General features: G+C 46.8%; 18 protein-coding genes, 3 tRNA genes and 2 pseudogenes. 14 read left to right on the forward strand and 9 right to left on the reverse strand.

Annotated elements, in window-relative coordinates; translation table 11 throughout:
* Entirely contained in the window at nt 1–918 is a 918-nt protein-coding gene (locus tag QCD69_RS03340) for a sugar ABC transporter substrate-binding protein (RefSeq protein ID WP_301251016.1), read from the reverse strand.
* Nucleotides 919–1,415: 497 nt separating this feature from the next.
* Between QCD69_RS03340 and QCD69_RS03345 the strand changes: the two genes are divergently transcribed.
* Nucleotides 1,416–1,491: transfer RNA gene (locus tag QCD69_RS03345), tRNA-Asn, on the forward strand.
* A gap of 381 nt (nt 1,492–1,872) precedes the next feature.
* On the opposite strand, the gene QCD69_RS03350 is transcribed toward QCD69_RS03345, so the two are convergent.
* The 4 genes and pseudogenes from QCD69_RS03350 to QCD69_RS03365 form a co-directional block, all read right to left on the reverse strand.
* Entirely contained in the window at nt 1,873–2,205 is a 333-nt protein-coding gene (locus QCD69_RS03350) for a type II toxin-antitoxin system PemK/MazF family toxin (RefSeq protein WP_301251018.1), read from the reverse strand.
* Nucleotides 2,206–2,463, reverse strand: coding sequence for an AbrB/MazE/SpoVT family DNA-binding domain-containing protein (locus tag QCD69_RS03355; protein WP_253460339.1), 258 nt, complete (start codon nt 2,461–2,463; stop codon nt 2,206–2,208).
* A gap of 336 nt (nt 2,464–2,799) precedes the next feature.
* Nucleotides 2,800–2,971: pseudogene (locus QCD69_RS03360) on the reverse strand (helix-turn-helix domain-containing protein).
* A 214-nt stretch (nt 2,972–3,185) separates the two neighbouring features.
* Nucleotides 3,186–3,806, reverse strand: a complete 621-nt coding sequence (locus QCD69_RS03365) for a hypothetical protein (RefSeq protein ID WP_253460336.1) — start codon at nt 3,804–3,806, stop codon at nt 3,186–3,188.
* A gap of 289 nt (nt 3,807–4,095) precedes the next feature.
* Between QCD69_RS03365 and QCD69_RS03370 the strand changes: the two genes are divergently transcribed.
* Nucleotides 4,096–4,171, forward strand: a tRNA-Asn gene (locus QCD69_RS03370).
* A 64-nt stretch (nt 4,172–4,235) separates the two neighbouring features.
* Here QCD69_RS03370 and QCD69_RS03375 read toward each other — a convergent pair.
* The gene (locus QCD69_RS03375; protein WP_301251021.1) at nt 4,236–4,397 is read right to left on the reverse strand and encodes a hypothetical protein; all 162 of its coding nucleotides are present in this window, start codon (nt 4,395–4,397) and stop codon (nt 4,236–4,238) included.
* A 201-nt stretch (nt 4,398–4,598) separates the two neighbouring features.
* On the opposite strand from QCD69_RS03375, the gene QCD69_RS03380 reads away from it, so the two are divergent.
* From QCD69_RS03380 to QCD69_RS03425, 10 genes are all read left to right on the forward strand, one after another.
* Complete coding sequence (locus tag QCD69_RS03380) at nt 4,599–5,027, forward strand: CesT family type III secretion system chaperone (RefSeq protein ID WP_301251022.1); 429 nt, start codon at nt 4,599–4,601, stop codon at nt 5,025–5,027.
* A 2-nt stretch (nt 5,028–5,029) separates the two neighbouring features.
* Nucleotides 5,030–5,989, forward strand: a complete 960-nt coding sequence (locus tag QCD69_RS03385) for a hypothetical protein (RefSeq protein ID WP_301251024.1) — start codon at nt 5,030–5,032, stop codon at nt 5,987–5,989.
* A 692-nt stretch (nt 5,990–6,681) separates the two neighbouring features.
* A complete protein-coding gene (locus QCD69_RS03390) occupies nt 6,682–6,828 on the forward strand; it encodes a hypothetical protein (RefSeq protein ID WP_153810780.1) in 147 nt (48 codons plus the stop codon).
* A gap of 65 nt (nt 6,829–6,893) precedes the next feature.
* A complete protein-coding gene (locus QCD69_RS03395; RefSeq protein ID WP_301251025.1) occupies nt 6,894–7,829 on the forward strand; it encodes a cupin-like domain-containing protein in 936 nt (311 codons plus the stop codon).
* 18 nt (nt 7,830–7,847) lie between these two features.
* The gene (locus tag QCD69_RS03400; protein ID WP_301251026.1) at nt 7,848–9,188 is read left to right on the forward strand and encodes an ABC transporter substrate-binding protein; all 1,341 of its coding nucleotides are present in this window, start codon (nt 7,848–7,850) and stop codon (nt 9,186–9,188) included.
* Nucleotides 9,178–10,146 carry a ThiF family adenylyltransferase gene (locus QCD69_RS03405; protein WP_253460320.1) on the forward strand — a complete coding sequence of 323 codons (969 nt, stop codon included), beginning with the start codon at nt 9,178–9,180 and terminating at the stop codon, nt 10,144–10,146. Before QCD69_RS03400 ends, QCD69_RS03405 begins: the two co-directional genes overlap by 11 nt.
* A complete protein-coding gene (locus tag QCD69_RS03410; RefSeq protein WP_301251027.1) occupies nt 10,133–10,969 on the forward strand; it encodes an aKG-HExxH-type peptide beta-hydroxylase in 837 nt (278 codons plus the stop codon). Before QCD69_RS03405 ends, QCD69_RS03410 begins: the two co-directional genes overlap by 14 nt.
* Nucleotides 10,956–11,762 (forward strand): JmjC domain-containing protein, encoded by an 807-nt coding sequence (locus QCD69_RS03415; RefSeq protein WP_253460314.1) that lies wholly within the window; start codon nt 10,956–10,958, stop codon nt 11,760–11,762. The genes QCD69_RS03410 and QCD69_RS03415 overlap by 14 nt, the downstream gene beginning before the upstream one ends.
* Entirely contained in the window at nt 11,740–12,987 is a 1,248-nt protein-coding gene (locus QCD69_RS03420) for an MFS transporter (RefSeq protein WP_253460311.1), read from the forward strand. The genes QCD69_RS03415 and QCD69_RS03420 overlap by 23 nt, the downstream gene beginning before the upstream one ends.
* Nucleotides 12,977–14,548: an ABC-F family ATP-binding cassette domain-containing protein gene (locus QCD69_RS03425; RefSeq protein WP_301251028.1), complete on the forward strand. Its 1,572-nt coding sequence runs from the start codon at nt 12,977–12,979 to the stop codon at nt 14,546–14,548. Before QCD69_RS03420 ends, QCD69_RS03425 begins: the two co-directional genes overlap by 11 nt.
* Nucleotides 14,549–14,649: 101 nt before the next feature.
* Here the strand turns inward: QCD69_RS03425 and QCD69_RS03430 are convergent.
* Nucleotides 14,650–15,024: pseudogene (locus tag QCD69_RS03430) on the reverse strand (Gfo/Idh/MocA family protein); the annotation flags it as partial.
* A gap of 290 nt (nt 15,025–15,314) precedes the next feature.
* Between QCD69_RS03430 and QCD69_RS03435 the strand changes: the two are divergent.
* Nucleotides 15,315–15,390 (forward strand) — tRNA-Asn (locus QCD69_RS03435).
* 104 nt (nt 15,391–15,494) lie between these two features.
* Here the strand turns inward: QCD69_RS03435 and QCD69_RS03440 are convergent.
* Together QCD69_RS03440 and QCD69_RS03445 are read right to left on the reverse strand one after the other, a co-directional pair.
* The gene (locus tag QCD69_RS03440; RefSeq protein ID WP_441004973.1) at nt 15,495–16,529 is read right to left on the reverse strand and encodes an NADP-dependent oxidoreductase; all 1,035 of its coding nucleotides are present in this window, start codon (nt 16,527–16,529) and stop codon (nt 15,495–15,497) included.
* A 189-nt stretch (nt 16,530–16,718) separates the two neighbouring features.
* Nucleotides 16,719–17,501 (reverse strand): SDR family NAD(P)-dependent oxidoreductase, encoded by a 783-nt coding sequence (locus tag QCD69_RS03445; protein ID WP_253460305.1) that lies wholly within the window; start codon nt 17,499–17,501, stop codon nt 16,719–16,721.
* Nucleotides 17,502–17,759: 258 nt separating this feature from the next.
* On the opposite strand from QCD69_RS03445, the gene QCD69_RS03450 reads away from it, so the two are divergent.
* Nucleotides 17,760–18,320 (forward strand): TetR/AcrR family transcriptional regulator, encoded by a 561-nt coding sequence (locus QCD69_RS03450; RefSeq protein ID WP_301251160.1) that lies wholly within the window; start codon nt 17,760–17,762, stop codon nt 18,318–18,320.
* The last annotated feature ends 32 nt before the right edge of the window (nt 18,321–18,352 follow it).

Genomic DNA, 18,352 nt, shown 5'->3' on the forward strand with positions numbered 1-18,352 from the left:
CTATTTCTGGTTCAGGCTGGTAAACTTCGCCATGTTTTCTTTGGTGATCAGCTGGAAAGGGATATCGACGTTCGATGCCACGTTTTCACCTTTTGCCAGCTTCACCGCCGCCTGTACCGCCCCCTCGCCCTGGCCTTTTGCGTCCTGAAAAACGGTAGCGACCATTTTGCCGTTTTTGATCATTTGCAGCGCGTCCGGCGTGCCGTCAACCCCCGCCACCAGCACGTGGTCGCTGTTTTTTCCCAGCGCCTGAAGCGCGCCAATCGCCATTTCGTCATTATTGGCAGCGATCGCCTGAATATCGTCGCCAGCGGTGAGCCAGTTACTGACCACATCTACCGCATCGTTACGCATAAACTTCGCGGTCTGCTCCTGAACGATTTTTAAACCAGGATATTTCGCAACAATCTCTTTCACGCCTTTGGTACGTTCACGCGTCGATTCATTGGCCAGATCGCCTAACAGGATGGCGACGTTGCCTTTGTAATTCATTTGTTTAGCCAGCGCTTCCATCTGCAAACGCCCCGCCAGCTGCGAGTTGGAGCCAACATAGGCCATTTTGCCCGTCAGTTCGGCTGCGGGACGGCGGTTAATAAAAATCAGCGGGATGCCCGCCTTGCTGGCCTGATCCATAATCGGTTTAACCGCGTTGGTGTCGACCGGATTGACGATAATGGCGTCCACGCCCTGCCCGATAAAGTTCTGCACCTGCTGTAGCTGCTGGGAAACATCGTTTTTGGCATCTTCTACCTGCCCTTTAACGTTTTCTTTTTGAAGTTCTTTTTGCATAGAATTGCGAACGATGGTGAGGAAGTTGTCGTCAAACAGCGCCATTGAGACACCCATCTGGAGATCTTTTGCCAGCGCGACAGCAGGCAGCGAACAGACTAACAGTAACCCTGCAACGAATTTTTTCATGATAGAGCCCTTATGTGATTAGCTTGTGCGGCTGGCTGGACCTCGAATGAAAGATATTTTTTACATTCACACAACTTCACCGGTGCCTGGATAACATTTTTAAGCGGTGAAAAAGCAATGTCTTAGTCAGATTGCTCCTGGTTATTAACAATATTTATCAAAAGCTTAATTTAGTTTTTCAGTCTTTATCGCTTCGACATATAGCGGCCGACTGACTGATCAGTGCAATTATTCCATAATTAACATTTTTGAAACTTTTTACATAAAAGCACCGAAACGCACGTTTTAAAAACGGCAAACAACAAAATTTTGACACACCTCTAACATCAGCAAGGCATTCGCCGTAAAGTGCGATCTGGCGCAAGAGATTGAATTTTGCCCGAACGGGCGAGAAACAGAGCGGGTTGCTGATTTTGCGGCCGAACGCGCGGCAAAATGGCATTCGACCTTTGACACGCCCGGACGCGGCCGTTACTATGCGCCCCATCGAAACCGATTCCTCTGTAGTTCAGTCGGTAGAACGGCGGACTGTTAATCCGTATGTCACTGGTTCGAGTCCAGTCAGAGGAGCCATATTTATGTTGTCATGCATCTTCACGAATCTTTATATTATTAAGATTCAACAAGCTAGCGTGAAAACCTACCCAATGCATTTTCATTCCCCCTCTGCATTGGGCAAGATTTGGGGTCATTTCAGTTTTACTATGGAGTGACCGCCCAGTGTTTCTGAACGTCACTAAAATCCACAGCTTTAAGCCTTCTGAAAATCCCTTTACGCTGACCGATTCTCATCTCCTGTATTTGCTTGTCGATTCAGGCGGTTAAAACCTCTGGTATTTCAAATATCGCTTTAACCGAAAGGATCTTCCCTTGCTCTGGATGCATATTCGCAAGCCTCGCAAAAACGAGGGCGCTGTATGTGACAGCGCCCTCGTTCAGGTGGCCTAAAAAACATTAGCTCAACATGGCCTCCAGGCGGGCCAGCACTTCATTCACAACGACGTCAGGTATACGTTCCAGCCGCTTACCATTTCGGGCCGCCATATCAATGGTTCTGGGCTGGTCGCAGCGGATCACGCCCGTCGTTTTTGTTCCCGCCTCGTCCAGTGAAACGGTAAAACCGGCTGTTCGGGCAACGTTTCCGCCGTGGGTAACGGGAACAATAACGGGTAGCCGGGTCAGCTTGTTAAACGATGCCTTCGATACGATCAGTACCGGACGTTGTCCACTTTGCTCGTGGCCGGCAATCGGATCCAGTGAAACAAGCCAGATTTCCCCTCTGTCCATTTACAGGATCTCCTTGCCCATCGCAGGCGCATCAATCCATTCACGATCCTCTTCGCTCATTTCGGCGTGCGGATCGCACTGCGCCAGCAGCTCCTCAAGCGAATAACGGGGCCGTTTTTGGGGTTCAATAATCAGGCAGCCATTATCAATGGTCATACCTACTTCGCTGTCCGTCGACAGCGCCAGCGTTTTCAACACGGCAGGAGGAACCGCCAACATGACGGATCCGCCGACCTTTTTCAGGCGAGTGGTATACATAGAGCACCTCCGGATATTATATTTTAATATAACATCCAGGGCAGGCGATGCACAATTATTCATCAGATTCATTGTGATTTCCTTAGCGTAAGAAAGCCTTAACCCATCGAAGGACAGAGCCGGTAGTCTTCAAAGCGGCATTGCCGGTAAAACGGCAAGCATCCTGATACATCAGGCGTTTCTTTCAGATCCTAAAGCATGCCATGCAGAGAGGAGCTTAATGCGCGACAAAGAGGGCCGATAATAGAAAACTGTTTTTTCGGTGCAAAGATTTATTACGAATCGGATAAACAAAATGCGGCATATCTTCCGTATTCAGGCTGCGCCGGAGGGTTATCAGTGATAGCACGAAGGCCGTTTTTTCAGGCGCAGGCCCAGCACTTCCGCTATCAGCTTTTCGCCGTGGGCCAGCGCTGGTTAAGAGCGTTGGACAGCGTGGAGGACGCCAGCCCAGCGTTACGGGAAACGGCCGCCAGCGACCTCTCCCTTTTTTCAGCGACGCAATAATATCGGCAGGATAGCAGTCGGTTGCGTCATGCGGTCACCTTATTGATAAACATCACACCGTCGGCAGTGCGTATCTAACGCGTTGATTTAAGTTCGGCGGAAAAAAACCAAAGCAGCTCACCGAAAACCCGTTCTGCTACAGAGTAATTTATCAATTTTAGACAACCCTGAGGTTGGCACCTTAGCTGCGCCGTCTTTTTACGCGCTGCGTTTTTTCAGCAAGGTCTGATAATTAAACAGGCGGCACCCCAGGCGCCCTCGCTGCCTTCATCATGGATATCGGAAATAATCTGTTCGACCCGATAACGATCGGAGATATTCTCGCTGACATAGGTTTCTACGCGTTCGAATTTATTAAGCACTTTCTGCGCCCCGCTGAGCAATTCGCCATCCGCTGCCGAATAATAGTAAGCAAATACGCCAAATTTTATGGATGAGGCGTCGCGGTTAATAGAAAGCACTGAGGTTATCCTTTCAATATCGTGATACCAGCCCGACGGGCCGCCCGGCTGGTTTTTGACTTCGATTACCGCTCGCGGCTGGGCTTTCCCCCACCACAGCAGGAGATCGAAACGGCCGCTCAAACGCGCCTTAACCGGCTTTGGCCCCGGCGCTATCGCGCCCGCGTGATCCATTGAGCTAAGCCCATTGCTTTCAAGCGTCACGAATTTAGCGCCCGGCATGTCGCTTAGCGCTTTGGCAATATAGGTAGTGAGCATATATTCCGCAGCCGTCCAGACCCAGTATCCGCCGGACATTTGACGATAATCTTTATGCGCTTTTTCTATACCTGAAATGATAGCGCCACTAATTGTTTCAGTTGAAACGGCAGCCATTTGGTCATCCTTATAAAAAAAAGATAAGCCTATACCGCAGGGCCGTTTTTTATGGCCTTAATAACGTTAATTATTAACCTTAGTTCGGAGCTTAAAGATAAACCTTCACAGGGAATTTTGTCATGCTGCTTGTTCTTTAGCCGGGCGCTGTGTTTTTTTATTCCTTTTTGGCGCCTCAAACGGTGAACTTATTTTTTTTGCCTATATTTGAATCAGTCGCATCCAAAAATCACATTTCCCCTTTGATAGTCTGCTGCGTCTTCGCTATGATTCGCCCTGTTTCAACAATTCCTCTGTAGTTCAGTCGGTAGAACGGCGGACTGTTAATCCGTATGTCACTGGTTCGAGTCCAGTCAGAGGAGCCATATTAGAGAAGCCCGCTTAAGGAAACTTAAGCGGGCTTTTTGCTTATCGACCTTGTTCTGTCTTTTACTCTTTACCTGTCGGCGTTGCGTTTTCATCAATTTTGGTTTCGCCCTGATTATGCAGTGATTCGGGTAAAAACTCTGCGCCCTGGCTCAGCAGGGTGCCGTGCCAAAAGGGTGCCGGTAAAGTGCTGACTGCATGGCGCTGCCGCCCAAGGTTAAGCATTCTCTCGTTAGCCGATTGGTGTCATGCCCCTTTATCAACGCTACTCTTTTAACCTCATCACATCTGCTCGCTATTGTTCCACAGCTTAAGGAACCAGGCGGTTTTTCTGTTCACTTACTCTTTCTTACTTTGCAGTGAAGTCGGATCGGGCTGCCCTTGCCGTGCCGGTTTGCTACCTGAGACAAATAAAAAGGAGGATTTATGTCAACAACCTTTAATAGTGCTCTTATTCCCTTGTTCAATTACCTCAAGCTAACGCCTGAGATGCGGGGCGATGAAGAAGCCTTTGAGTTAGTGATGTGGTCAGATTTATCGCTGCGGCTTTTGCATTATCCCGGTAACCACATCACCTTTAGCTGCCTGCTTCCTTTCAGGACGGCTAATGACATCACCACTGAGCTTCTCTGGGAACTTCTACAGGCAAATTTGATGAACGAAGATTTCCCTCCCATTGTGCTGGCGGCTTCGGCAAACAGTGACGAGCTAGTGATATGGTCGCGTTTGCCGATGAACACGGCAGATCCTCAGGCCCTGATTGCCCTGTACGAAAATATGGCTTTTTATACTCATACGCTGGGACAGCGTCTGGGCATCATCAGCCAGCACCTTCCTGATGAAGTCGGAGTCTGATTATGATGCGTATATTTTCTTCTGGCAGCAGCCGCCAGACCCAGCAGAGCCAGCCCGCTCATCAGAGCCTCAGCGCGACACAAATGCAGGCATCCGGCCCCTTTCAGCATCAGGTCAGGGTGGTTTCACCACAGACGCTGCAAAGCATGGATCTGGCGGCGCAAGTCCAACAGGAAGTGCGTACGCAATTAGGGCGTGGTGGTAATCAGTGGTTGCCCCTTGTGGCCGATAAGGGAGAGAGTGCGATGCGCGGTATCATGGCCGTGCGCGCTGCGGACCGCTTTAGTCATGAAGCCAGTGAACGCTTTACACAACGGTTTCCTGACGCGGCGACAGGCCTGGATCGTGCTTATGCGAGTGGACACAGCGCCCTGAGAGTGCAAGGAGGACACTGTCAGGAATTTGCCGATCTGGCCTACACGCAAGTGGCGGCCAGAGGAGCCAATAAGCCCGTGTTTAATACTCTCTACAATAATGACCACGTCCTGGTGCTGTTAGGAGACAAACGTCAGGAAGATCCGGTAGTGCTTGATGCCTGGCAACATCTGCCGATTGTGACCACGCTGGAGAACAGCAGGCTCGATCCAGGCAGGCTTGACGTTATCCAGCAGCGAAACGATCCCCGCCCCGATCCGCACGCCCAGTGGGCGCTGCGCCATGTACGTACCATGCCAATGGCGGAGATCGAGGATATATTAACCTCGACTACCTATCCGCCAGTGGGGAAAAAATTTGTCAAACATATGGTAGAAAGTGCGCGGGCGAAGGAACCCGGACGTTATGACGTACGCTCGCTGGCGAAAGATCCCAGTACCCGCTTCACTGACGATCCCGCCCGGGCGGCGAAACCTTTTGACGTCATGTCTGCCTCATCCCTATCCAGTACCCGACGAACTATTGAAAAATATGAACAGGCTGCAGCCGCCGATCCCGGGGGCTATGGCAAGGCAAAGCGTTTCTGAATACAGCATCGGTGATCGGCGCTTTGCGCCTGCGTAAGTGCGCCTGAACCCAACCTCTTCTGAGTAAAAAATTTACTGGTCAGCCAATAGATTACGACACAGGTTGGGCTCATTCCTGTAACAGGCGGAGTGTGCAACCGGCTAAGGGTTGCAGCAATCTTACGCAGGATCATTCGTGCTTTTGCAAGATTGGGTGTATGCCGATCCAGGGTGGACGCTGCAATAGTTTTCGCTGCAAGCTATGGGCCTTTTCTTTCTCTCGCTCAGGTTTCATACCTGAACGCCATCGCTTTTTCTTATGGAAAATCGTCAATAATCGAGATGAAAATCTCAAAAAGGTTAATATATAACCATAAGAAATTATGAACTGTAACAATTCAACATTTCTACACCTTTAGCAGTTCAGAAGAAAAATAAAATCCTGACCAACAAAAAAAAACATAATTATCAATTAGTTGAAAAGAGCACATTCTCTCCATAAAAGATACACACCAGTTTTACTAATCAATAATCAATGATTTATTGTGATAACACTCACACTTACATAAAAATGTATTAACATAAAATTATCAAATTACATTACTTTTAAATCTCCGGTGACATTTACTTAATTTTCCTTACATTAATTAAAGATCACTGCGTTTACATTTTTGTTTAACAACAATCCAAGTCAAATTACAGGAGCAATAACCATGAATGATTTCGAAAGCAAAGAGTTTCGTTCTTATGTATCTCCAACTGAGACTCAAGATTTTGATGTTGAATTCAAAATTGAAAATGTACAGCTGGCTGAGATTGAACTGGATAACGAACTGTTATTAGCAACTCACCGCTGCTAATAAGATCGTCGGGTTCTGGGGGCAACCCCAGAACTTAAATTTATAACTTATCGTGAGAATTCTCTATGAGCGTATTCCGGCCACATGTTGAAGATGTCGCAAGTGTTGAAAACCACCAGTTTGAAGAAACATTTTTCAATAAGACCCAGCCCGTGCAGTATGCAAATTTGAACAGCGACATGCCTGCCTATAAAAAATGGAGTTTTGAATTTTTTAAAGCGCGCTGTAGCGAGATATTATGTCAGGTAAGTGATAACTTAGAGGATCCGGCAAACATCACCAGAAAGATTTCAATATCAGAATACATTGATCTGATGAAAAATGGCGAGCAATGCCCCTATATGACAGGCTGGAGTTATCAAAAAAGCTTGCCTGGGCTGGACGAAGATATCTTTTTTCCAAAATTCCACCCGGATGATTTCATCGATCGTTTGCCAAAAAGAATGCAATTCCGCAGACGATGGGTGTTTTTTGGAAAAAAAGGAATAAATTGCGATCTTCACATTGACTGTTTTTCAACCAGCGCATGGTTAATGATGATTGAAGGTCAAAAAACATTCCGCGCTATATCTCCACTTCATCGTCACCATATTGAAATGGGGACTTCATTATTTAATGAGGAAGTCGTAGCACATCTGGATGAATTGAACGTTGAGATCGTTGAATTCACTCTTACTCCCGGGACTATTCTCTACGTGCCGACTGGATGGGTACATGAAATCCGTAATGACACGGATAATATCATGGTGACAGGTGGTTTTACCTCCAGACAGCATGCCATAAGATTTTATAAAAATTATCACTCCTATATCTCCCGAGATTCAAATGAGAGTGACATTGCTTTCAATGATTACCTCGAAGTGCTTACAGAAAATAAATTAAAAATATCGGATGAAGTCAGGAATTCTATTATAGAGGAGGTCTCTTACACTAAAGAAAAAATAGAGATCTTGCTTAGAAAACAAAAAATGTATGAAGAGATGATTAAGACAACCGCTTAGGTAAACGGCCTGAATATCATGAATAATTTAAATATCGCTGTTGATGTTTTCCCTTATAAAGAAGATATCTGGTCGATCTGTGATTACAGCGGAGAGCAAATTTACAGCAAGCTTGCGCTCCCGTTATTCTCTTTGGAAAAGGGCGAAGTCGAGCTCTTAGGTGCCGAATCCTTCCAACAGACGGCTGACTCCCTCAGAATAACTATCAGAAAAGATTTATTCTGGAGTAATGGCGATAACGTGAAAGCTGCGGATTATGTGCGGGCGATCAGACATATCTGTTATGATGAGAATAATCGTTATAATAAGATCCTTGCATCTGTAGCGAAACTGGGTTCAGAAACAGAAATCCATAATGACCACAGCTTCACTATTCAAACCTCATGGTATGACCCCTTTATTATTCAGTATTTATCTTTATTGAATTTCTCTCCCAAACACGAGCATAGTGATGACGTTTCTGCCGGACCTTATGTTCTTTTGAAAAAACAGGATAACGTTTATCAGCTGGTTGCTAATAAATATTTTACACTTGATAAGCACCTGCCTAATGTGGAAAAAATCAATTATCTTCTGGTTGAAAAAGATCCGAACGGCGAGGCCTTTTTTGACGGTAAAGTGCATGTCAGTTGCAACACTGCCGTTAACCTGAAAAATTACCGTACCTTCACGGCTAAGCAAAATTTTGTGGCTACTGAAGGGAACTTAATGATGATACTTTCTCCCGGAAGAAAATTTGATAAACTGCCAGACTACGTCAAAGAAATTTTAACTTGTAAAATTAATCGCAGCTCAATTGCAGCACGTTACGACAATATATTAAAGCCGGTTACGTCATGGATGTCTGTGTATTTTGATGGTTCTTATCATCCGCTCAGGGATACTATCACCTACTCAAAAAACAGCTTTGTTATCGACATATCTTACGAAGATTTCTATCCAAATGATGAAATTCTTGAAGATATTGCTGAACAACTCTCTTGCTTTAATATTGAGGTCCGCAAACATCAGGACAAATATGGCTACTGGCGTTCCGAATCCCATTTACGCTTTGAAATTCGTAAAATTCCTCAGCGAAATCCTGTACAAATCATTCGATCTGATTTGAGTCATGTATCTACGAGTCATGTAAAATTTGAGAAAATAAAAAAGCTGTATTCCTTGCTTTTTACTGAAGCGCTATCATCTCAACAACCAGAAATATTCAAAGCTATTGATTTTTATTTGCGGGAGCAGTGTCTTAGCCTTCCGTTATTTATCTTTCCCACTGGTTTTTTTTGTCACAGTTCAATTCTGGAAAACACCTTATATGCTCCGGGACGTAAGGTTCTCATAAAGGAAACCGTGAGTGAAAATTAAACTGAATGCCTCGATCATAAGATCCGATGATAAAATCATATTTTTGGGTAAAAAAAATTACCAGATGACCGACATTATTGGGCCTGAGGTGGAATATTTTTTAACCAGGCTTGAAACAGGCCTGGACGAGACAGAATTACAGTCGTGGCTTAAAGATGATTGCTGCTATGCACTTTATAAAACAATGTGCAGCTTGAATTTGCTGGTACTGTCGGAAAATAAATATAGTGGCACCGTTTTAGAGAAAACCTATGATTTCCTTAATTTTCATTTAGGAACGTTACACTCACCGTTTAGCTTCAAGAATGATATCCATATAGCCCTGATTGGATGCGGTGGAACAGGATCAAATGTAGGGCTGTGTCTGGCCTCATCGGGGATCAAAAAATTCACGCTGATCGACTATGATAAAGTTCAGATAAGTAATCTGAACCGCCAGTTTGCTTATGATTCTGCCGATATTGGCAAAAGCAAGGTGCAGTGCTTAAAAGATAAATTGCTCAGAATAAATGCTGAGGTCAACGTTTCTTTATACGAGCGTAAAATTACCTGCTCAGAAGATCTGCATTGTCTCCCTGATGATGTTAATTTACTGGTATCCGCTATCGATACGCCTGCCATTAAGTCATCCCTCTACATCGTTGAATATGCTATGCGCCACAAAGTCCCGGTTATCTTTGGATCTGCAGGATACGATACTATTACAGCAGGCCCTCTGTTAACCACTGAAGCGGCCAAAACCGAATTCCTTAGCCTTTTGCAGAAGAGTTCACACGCAGTAACAAAACCTATAACAGGATCTATCGCATCCACTAATTTACTGCTGAGTGCAATATTGGCTAACAATATTACCAGCCTTTTTTATCCTTTTAGCAAACCCGACTTGATTAATGTGAGAAAAATATATAATCCTGTCAGCATGATTACAATGGGGGAAATAAGCTATGACAATAACTAAAAGAGATATTTTTTCCATATATTTAAACCGGGAAGTTGTTGAACAAGAGTGTACACTCTGGCGTCAATTTGTTGCCTGTAATAAAAAACAAACCATTCTTAATTTCCTTACAGAAAACCACGCCTACGCTCCCTGGCCCGAAAAGGTTGTTTGCTATCAGGCAGCCAATCGTGACGATTATCAGGCAGTTCTGAAATCAGTTGCTGCGGAAATGCAACGTCAAAATGAAAAATTCTCGGCAATACATTACTCTGCAATGAACAGTTACAGAGAAAATATTCTGGCAGCGATTGAATTGCTCTCTACCAACAGTGCCGTGATGGATTATACCTTGAGGAATCTTATTGGTCGTGTTGTTGTTGTCAGTTGCGACTCACTTGTAGCAACCAGTTCCGTGCTTTTTTTAGGTCTTATTGTTATCTCGCCTAAAGAAGACTGGACGCTATCTGATTATGTCGAAAATATTATTCACGAGATGTCTCATATTGAACTCTATATTAAGCAACTGCTCGATCCCCTTGTATCGACAGGAACTTACCTGAAAAGTCCTTTTCGTGATCAACCCCGTCCTGCCAACGGGGTCTTTCATGCTGCATTTGTTTTAACTCGCATTATTTTTTATATGCGAAACCTTACCTTCCCAGGAGCACATAAGCAGTCTGCCGCCGTCAATATTAACAAAGCATCGCTGTCATTGCAGGAGACACTGGCGCAGTTTGACCATAAGAATTGCCTTACGGCACAAGGCAGTAGCATAGCAGAAGAAATGTGTTTGGTCTTATCTCAATTTCAGAAAGAGGATGCAGCCAGTGCAATTATTTAAAAATGAGCAAGCATTTTTGGAAAACTGCCGCATTAATGATTTGACAGGTACATGTTTTCTTATTCATGAGTATTGTTTTCACTGGCCATTGTTTACGCAGGGCAATTTTTCTTTTATTGAGAAAAATTACGGTAGCGATAAGATATTTATTGAGGAAGGAATAAATAAATCGGGCAGAGTGGAAATTACGGTAAGTGATTATATCAAGCGTATTCAATCTGGCGTTAAAGGCATGGGTAACTGGTCATGGCAGCCACATCTTTCCCACGCAAAATCACTTAACGACAGTTTCACCGTGCCCAAAGCCATTACATTAAATAATATTGAGAAATCGTTAGTAGGCGAGCTGGTTCTTGCACCCTGGATTTTGATGTCTGCGCCTGAAACAGTCACCAGCATGCATCAGGATATGCTCAGCGTGAACGGCATTGTCGGACAGTTGCAGGGCGTAAAAGAATTTACGTTAGTGGCACCGCAGTATGCGCTTGAAGAGGGTAAATTTTACAGCACATACGAGCTCGAAGCGTTGGGTATTCCTTTTGAGTGCGTAGTGCTTCATCCCGGTGATTTTCTTTACTTTCCTGCGCACTGGTGGCATCAGGCAAAAACGATTGAATGCTCGGTGACCTTCATTCATAGTACAGTAAATCTGTACAATATGACCGCCTTTTTGGATGATGCCATCTCTCAAATGCCGGCCTTGATACAAAGAGTGCAGTCAGCAGCGAAAAAACGTGGCTATTTCGGCGACAGAATTAACTGGTTGTGTAATGGATTCCGGTCATTGGGGTAAGAGAATGTTTAGAGCAGAAGTAAAGGAACGGCTGGCACTGTTTGAAAACAAGAATTTTTTGTTTTTCACCGTGAGCGGCCTTTTTGCCACTTTTGGCAACGGATTAAATTATATTGCGCTTTCCTGGCTGGCCTATAACAAAACCAACTCTGTTAAAGGCGTGGCGATAATGATGTTTTGCATCTGGATGCCCAGTATCCTTTTCGCCCCTTTATTTGGCCTGCTTGCCGATCGTTACAATCGTAAAGCACAAATCATTATCTCAAATCTGGTCAGGGGGATGGTTATCGTTGCATGGGTCCTGATGTGGGAAATGAATATTGAGCCAGATCTGATGATTTTGTGCTCTCTGCTTGGGGTGTTTATCTCATTTTACATGCCTTCCGCGGTGCCTTTTATTCAAAGTATCGTGCCTGAAAAGGAGCTTGTTAGCGCTAATGCGACCATTGATATGGTTTACGAATTCGGCACTATTATGGGAATGGGTTTAAGTGGCTTCATACTGGCTGTAGCAGGCATCAAAGGCACGCTGCTTATCGGTGGTATACTTTTTATTATCGCCGGCCTTTTCAACCTTGCCATGCGTACGGTAGCAACGGCAGAAAGCGCAAATAAACAAAGTGAAGGCTGGTGGTATAGCTATACCTCTTCGCTGAGATACTTTAAAAGTAAGCCTGCGCTTTTTATGCCTTATATGAGCCAGATGATAATAATGGTTCTTTTGATGACTATTCCTATTATTTTAGTTCCTTATACTCGTGAAGTGCTGCATGCGAGCACACGAGTATTTGCCCTTTATGAAGCGCTCTATTCGCTGGGAGTTTTGGCCGGCGGCTTTTTATCACCTGTGCTTTGTAAAAAAACCAGCATCAGGAAAACGCTGGCCTTGCTTTTATTGGTCATGGCTGGCGGTTTATATATTCTCTCTGTAAATGATGCTGTTATTTTGGTATTCCCGGTTTATTTCCTTATTGGTTTTGGGATTTCCAGCTGGGCCCTGTCGATATCTCTTTCACAACTTCACTGTGAGCCTGAGTATCAGGGGAGACTTCAGGCTACTTTTAACGGTCTGTCGGGAATACTTATTCTTGCCATGTATCTTCTTATGGCAAAAGAAGGGAATGGCTTATCCTCGCAGGGGGTTTACCTGACTCAGTCGGTTCTTGCGCTAGCGGGCATTGTGATTGTGCTTTTTTATCGTAAAGGGGATCTTCGTGAATCGTAAAGAACAAGTTTTCCTCTCAACTAATCAGTTGAGTTACCATAATACAACCCATCTGTTGTTTAGCGATGTCTCTCTTTCATTAAACTCCGCTGAAAAGGTGGGCTTAGTTGGATTCAACGGTGCCGGTAAGTCTACCCTGCTACAGCTGTTGACTAAGAAGCTGGAGCCGAGTTCAGGCCAGGTTACTCACGCCAAATCGTTACGTTATTATCTGGTGGAACAGCGTTTTCCAGAGCACTTATTATCTTTGACGCCAGAAGAGGCTCTTCTTGATGTTTTAGAAAGTGATGAGCGCATAAGTGAAAGCTGGCGCGCTGAAGTTATTCTTGAAAATATTGGTATGGGGCTTACCCAGCGTGACACGCCGTGTTCAGAACTTAGCGGTGGCCAGCAGACGCGCCTGTTACTGGGTAGAGCGCAGCTCTCTGCTCCCAATGTTCTTTTACTTGATGAGCCTTCAAACCATCTTGATTTGCCGACGTTAATCTGGCTTGAAACCTTTTTAGCAGACTGGCGTGGAAGCTTAATTCTGGTTTCCCATGATACCCGCATGCTTGATACTGTCACCAACAGTACCTGGATTATCGCTAATGGCGGCGTGCATCAATATCGACTCCCCTGCACGCAAGCTTTAGTGCAGCACGAACAAAGCGATCTTGCCTGCCAGCAGCAATATCAGGATCAGGCAAACGAAATTGAGCGCATTGAAGCCAGCGCGCGTCAGCTGGCGGTGTGGGGTAAAGAGCAGCACAGTAAAAGCTCGGCAAGAAAAGCGCAGTCCATGTTCAAACGTGTCGACAAACTCAAGCTTGAGCAAAATACTTTACCAGAGCCTTATCCCTGGAATCTCTCCTTTCCCGGACAAATGCTGCCGGCAAAACGACTCCTGTTTTGCAATGAGGTCATGGTCAGAGCGCCAGGGCAGACTACAATCCTGTACGCAATAGATGAGCTGTTGATTCAGCCAGGAGAAAAAATTGCTTTAATCGGTGCCAATGGCATGGGTAAGTCGACTCTGCTGCAGCTTATCTGGAAGAGTTATCTGGAACGGGATCGGGCCATTACGCTGCATGACTCGACGGTGATGGCCTATTACGATCAGCTGCAAAATGGCGTGGATAGCGAGCTGGATATGATGAATGCATTATTCAGTTTCTGCAGTACGTCGCGCGTGAATGCCAATAATGAGCAGCTGAAGCAGGCGTTACTTAAAGCCGGATTCCCCTGGGAACGTCTGCAGAGTAAAGTCAGAACATTGAGTGGGGGAGAAAGAGCAAGATTATTATTTGCAGGTATATCCCTTATCAACAGTCATCTGCTTTTGCTGGATGAGCCCACTAACCATCTGGATATTTCAGGTAAAGAGGCCCTTGAACGTCAGTTAGCAGAGTTTAACGGCACTGTGCTTCTGGTCTCGCACGATCGTAGTCTTATTGAAAAGGTCTGCAAACGCTTTTTAGTGATAAGCGATGGAAAGCTGCACTCTTTCAACGACTACCACAAGGCTTACAGCGCCTCACAAATGACAGTTGAAGGTTATCTACTGAGTAATGCGTCATGATCTGTTGCTGAACAGAGCCTGTCTCATTCGATATTGGGGCTTTACCCGCCCCTCGTCTGTAAAGATCATATTTCACCCGGTATTGTGGCTTTACCTGTCCCTCCCACCAGCATTTTTACTCCTGCCGCCTCTGCTGCCCGGGTCATCTCTTCGGCATCAGCCACATCAGCGCCAGCGGTTTTTCTGAGAAGACGTGCTTACCGTGGCGAATCGCTTCCAGCGCCATCTCCTTGTGCAGGCAGTTGGGCGCGCAAATATCCACCCCATCTCTCTCAGGCTCGGCAACCCGTTCACGCCAGTCGCCTGTTGACCGTTTGAACCCCAGCAATGCAGCCCGCGGTTTCGCCACCTCAAGGTTCACTTCCGCCACCATTTCCCCCCTTTAACGAAAAAACGGTGGAAACCTGTGCATAAGCAATTGCGTGGCAGCGTCCGATATAGCCGCTACCAATCAGTCCAACTCTGACCTTTTCCATTCTTGTTCCTTGCCGGTGAGCGAAGCGCGTGCATGGAATGCATATTTCAAAATAAGAGGCGGCAACCACGAAATGAAATAAACGTAATTATTCTGACGTAAACGGCTGTTATGCTTGTTGCCATTTGTCAGAGACCTGCGGAGCATTCCGCAAAGAACAGAGATGAGGAACACCTTCTAACCTGAGGAAATTTCAACAAAATGCTGATTTATTCAGCAGCCGGTTAAAAAGGTGCAATCAGGCTTTGACATCCCTCTGCCCTCTGGATATTATGCGCCCGTTCCAACAATTCCTCTGTAGTTCAGTCGGTAGAACGGCGGACTGTTAATCCGTATGTCACTGGTTCGAGTCCAGTCAGAGGAGCCAGATTAGAGAAGCCCGCTTAAAGAAATTTAAGCGGGTTTTTTGCGTTTGTGCCGTCAGTTATTCTGCGCGAAGGGAATGGACTGGCGGCTGCCCTTGTTCATTCTTTAACGGCCGGCCGCTGGCTCGGTATCTGAAGGCGCCTGCATCGTAACCACCACCTTCCCTTTTGCATGTCCCTGGCCAAGCCAGGCCAGCGCCTTCTTTGTTTCAGCAAAGGAAAATACTTTGTCGATCGTTGGTTTGATTTGTTCAGCCTCTATTAGCTTGCCAATTTGGGTCAGCTGCTCCCCCTCCGGGCGAACAAAAAGAAAAGAATAGGTCAGACGTCGTTTTTTGGTGAGGCGCGTGATTTTTCGGCTCATCATTTTCATCACAAAAGTCAGAAAAAAGTTTATCCCTCTGTCCCGTGCGAAGGCGGCATCTAAAGGCCCGACGAGAGAAATAATCTGTCCTCCAGGCTTAAGGATCTGCACGGATTTTTCAATCGTATCGCCTTTGAGGGTGCCCAGAACGATATCGTAGCTGCTTAAAACGTTTTCAAACTTTTCTTGTTTATAATCTATCACTTTATCGGCGCCAAGCTGACTAACCCACCCGACGTTAGCCGTGCTGGTAGTCGTGGCCGTCGTGGCGCCCAGGTGCTTAGCCAGCTGGATAGCAAAGGTGCCAATGCCTCCCGAGCCTGCCGGAATGAAAATCTTCTGGCCCGGCCGCAGTCTGCCCCGCTCCGTCAGCGCCTGCCAGGCCGTGAGGCTTACCATCGGCAGCGACGCCGCCTGCACGAAATCGAGATTTGCGGGTTTTAAGGCGGCTGCACTTTCAGGCACGGCTGCAAATTCGGCAAGAGAGCCTGTTCCACTGTCGAACAGGCTGGCAAAAACTTCATCGCCTGGCCTGAAGCGCGTGACCTGCTTGCCCACCGCAATAACTACGCCAGACAAGTCGCTCCCCAATATTCCCGGAAGTTTAAAATGCAGAACCGGCTTAAATATTCCAGTGGGGATCATATTATCTATGGGGTTCAGCCCCACCGCGTAAATTTTTACCAGAATTTCATTGGCGTTGATCGCTGGATAATCGACTTTTTCGAACCCCAGCTCAGGATGTTTGCCATAGCGTTTAAACGTGAAGGCTTTCATCGTTTTATTCATTTATTATTTACCTGCAACGGCCGGTTGCGAAAATATTCTTTCCTGGCAAGCTAAGGCTATTTCGGCTTTGCCGGGTAATTTCGCCGGCGCACGGCTTTTCCGTGAAAAGAAAAAGACCCTGCGCCGACAAAACAACTCAAGGGATATTGCCTCGTCCTGCTGGCTCCCTCGCTTTGGCTAAAGCGCTTTATATCGCTCCGCCGCTTCCGCCTGTCTGATATCCGCCATCAGAGCCTGACGGGCAGCATCAAGGGCATCCCAGCGTGCCGCATTATGTAAAGGCGGAATGGTGACAAGTTCCCGACGGTCAAAGCCAACCAGCGCGGCATCGACCAGCTCGCCCACTTCCATCATTTGGGGCAAAGTGCGGGTATCAATGCCTGTCCGCTGCCAGATTTCCGTATAGGTTCCGGCAGGAAGCACCGCCTGCACGTAAATGCCTTTGGAAGAGAGCTCGTGATCCATCCCCTGCGATAAAAAGAGAACAAAGGCTTTGGTCGCGCCATAAACCGACATGCCAAATTCAGGGGCCAGGCCGACAACGGAGCCGATGTTGACGATCGCGCCTTCACCAGCTTCAACAAAGCGTGCCGCTGCCGCCCTGGCCAGTCGCGTCAGCGCCGTTATGTTAAGCGCGATAAGCCGCTCGATCGCATCAGGCTGCTGGCCGATAAAGTTACCCGACTGGCCGACGCCCGCGTTATTGATAAGAATACCGATCCGCGCGTCATCACGCAGACGAGCTTCGACAGCCGTTAAATCCTCTGCCTGGGTGAGATCGGCAGGCAGAACGTCGACGGAAATCCCCCTTTCATGACGCAAACGTTCTGCAAGACTATCCAGTTTTGTCTTGTCGCGAGCGACCAGCACAAGGTTGTGGCCCCGTGAGGCGAACCGCTCCGCGTATACAGCACCAATCCCTGTAGAAGCGCCGGTAATAAGAACTGTCGATTGGGTCATAAGTTATTCTTCTCTGTTAAAAAATAAATGAGAGCGGCGCCAGGCGATACAGACAGAATCGGGCGCTGGCAAGGTTATGCGTTAACGGCGCCATCGAGGCCCACAGGGGGGAAACAGGTGCTGGCGCTTCCCCTGCCAATGAACGTCCGATGACGCAAATTAATGATGGTGATCGTAATCTAAAAAGTCAATCAGTTTGATTACGATCGTCATCAATGTATACTGAGCGTGGAAATGACAGGTGGAAAGGGTAAACCGATGAAGGTGTCGAAAGAGCAGGTTCGTGAAAACCGCAGGCGCATTGTCGAAACGGCTTCGGAGCTGTTTCGCGAGCGGGGCTACGACGGTGTGGGCGTTGCGGAGCTGATGTCAGCCGCCGGTTTAACCCACGGTGGGTTCTACAAGCACTTTGGTTCCAAAGCTGATTTGATGGCAGAGGCGCTGGGCTGCGGTTTTGCGCGCTCCGCCGAGAATGCTTCAGGCGCCGGTCGGGAACAATTTGTTGAACACTATCTGTCACGGCAGCATCGGGATGCGATGGGAAAAGGGTGTGCGATTTCGGCGCTGGCGGCCGATACGGCGCGTCAGCCTGAATCAATTAAGGCAGTATTTGCGGCGGGTATTGAAAACCATCTGGCCCGTTTAGCGCATGAAGAGCAGGCAAGCGCCGAAACCCGTGCCGACCTGCTTGCTACCCTTGCACAGCTTGTCGGCGCGCTGGTGCTGTCACGTGCCTGCCCTGATGATTCTGCTCTGGCCGATGAGATTTTGGCTGTTAGCCGCTCGCGTATTCTCGGTCAGGAAGACGAGGCGAAATAAGGTTTCGATTTAAAAAAGCCCGCTTTTACAGC

The sequence above is a fragment of the Erwinia sp. PsM31 genome (assembly GCF_030433775.1).
Lineage (GTDB): Bacteria > Pseudomonadota > Gammaproteobacteria > Enterobacterales > Enterobacteriaceae > Erwinia > Erwinia aeris.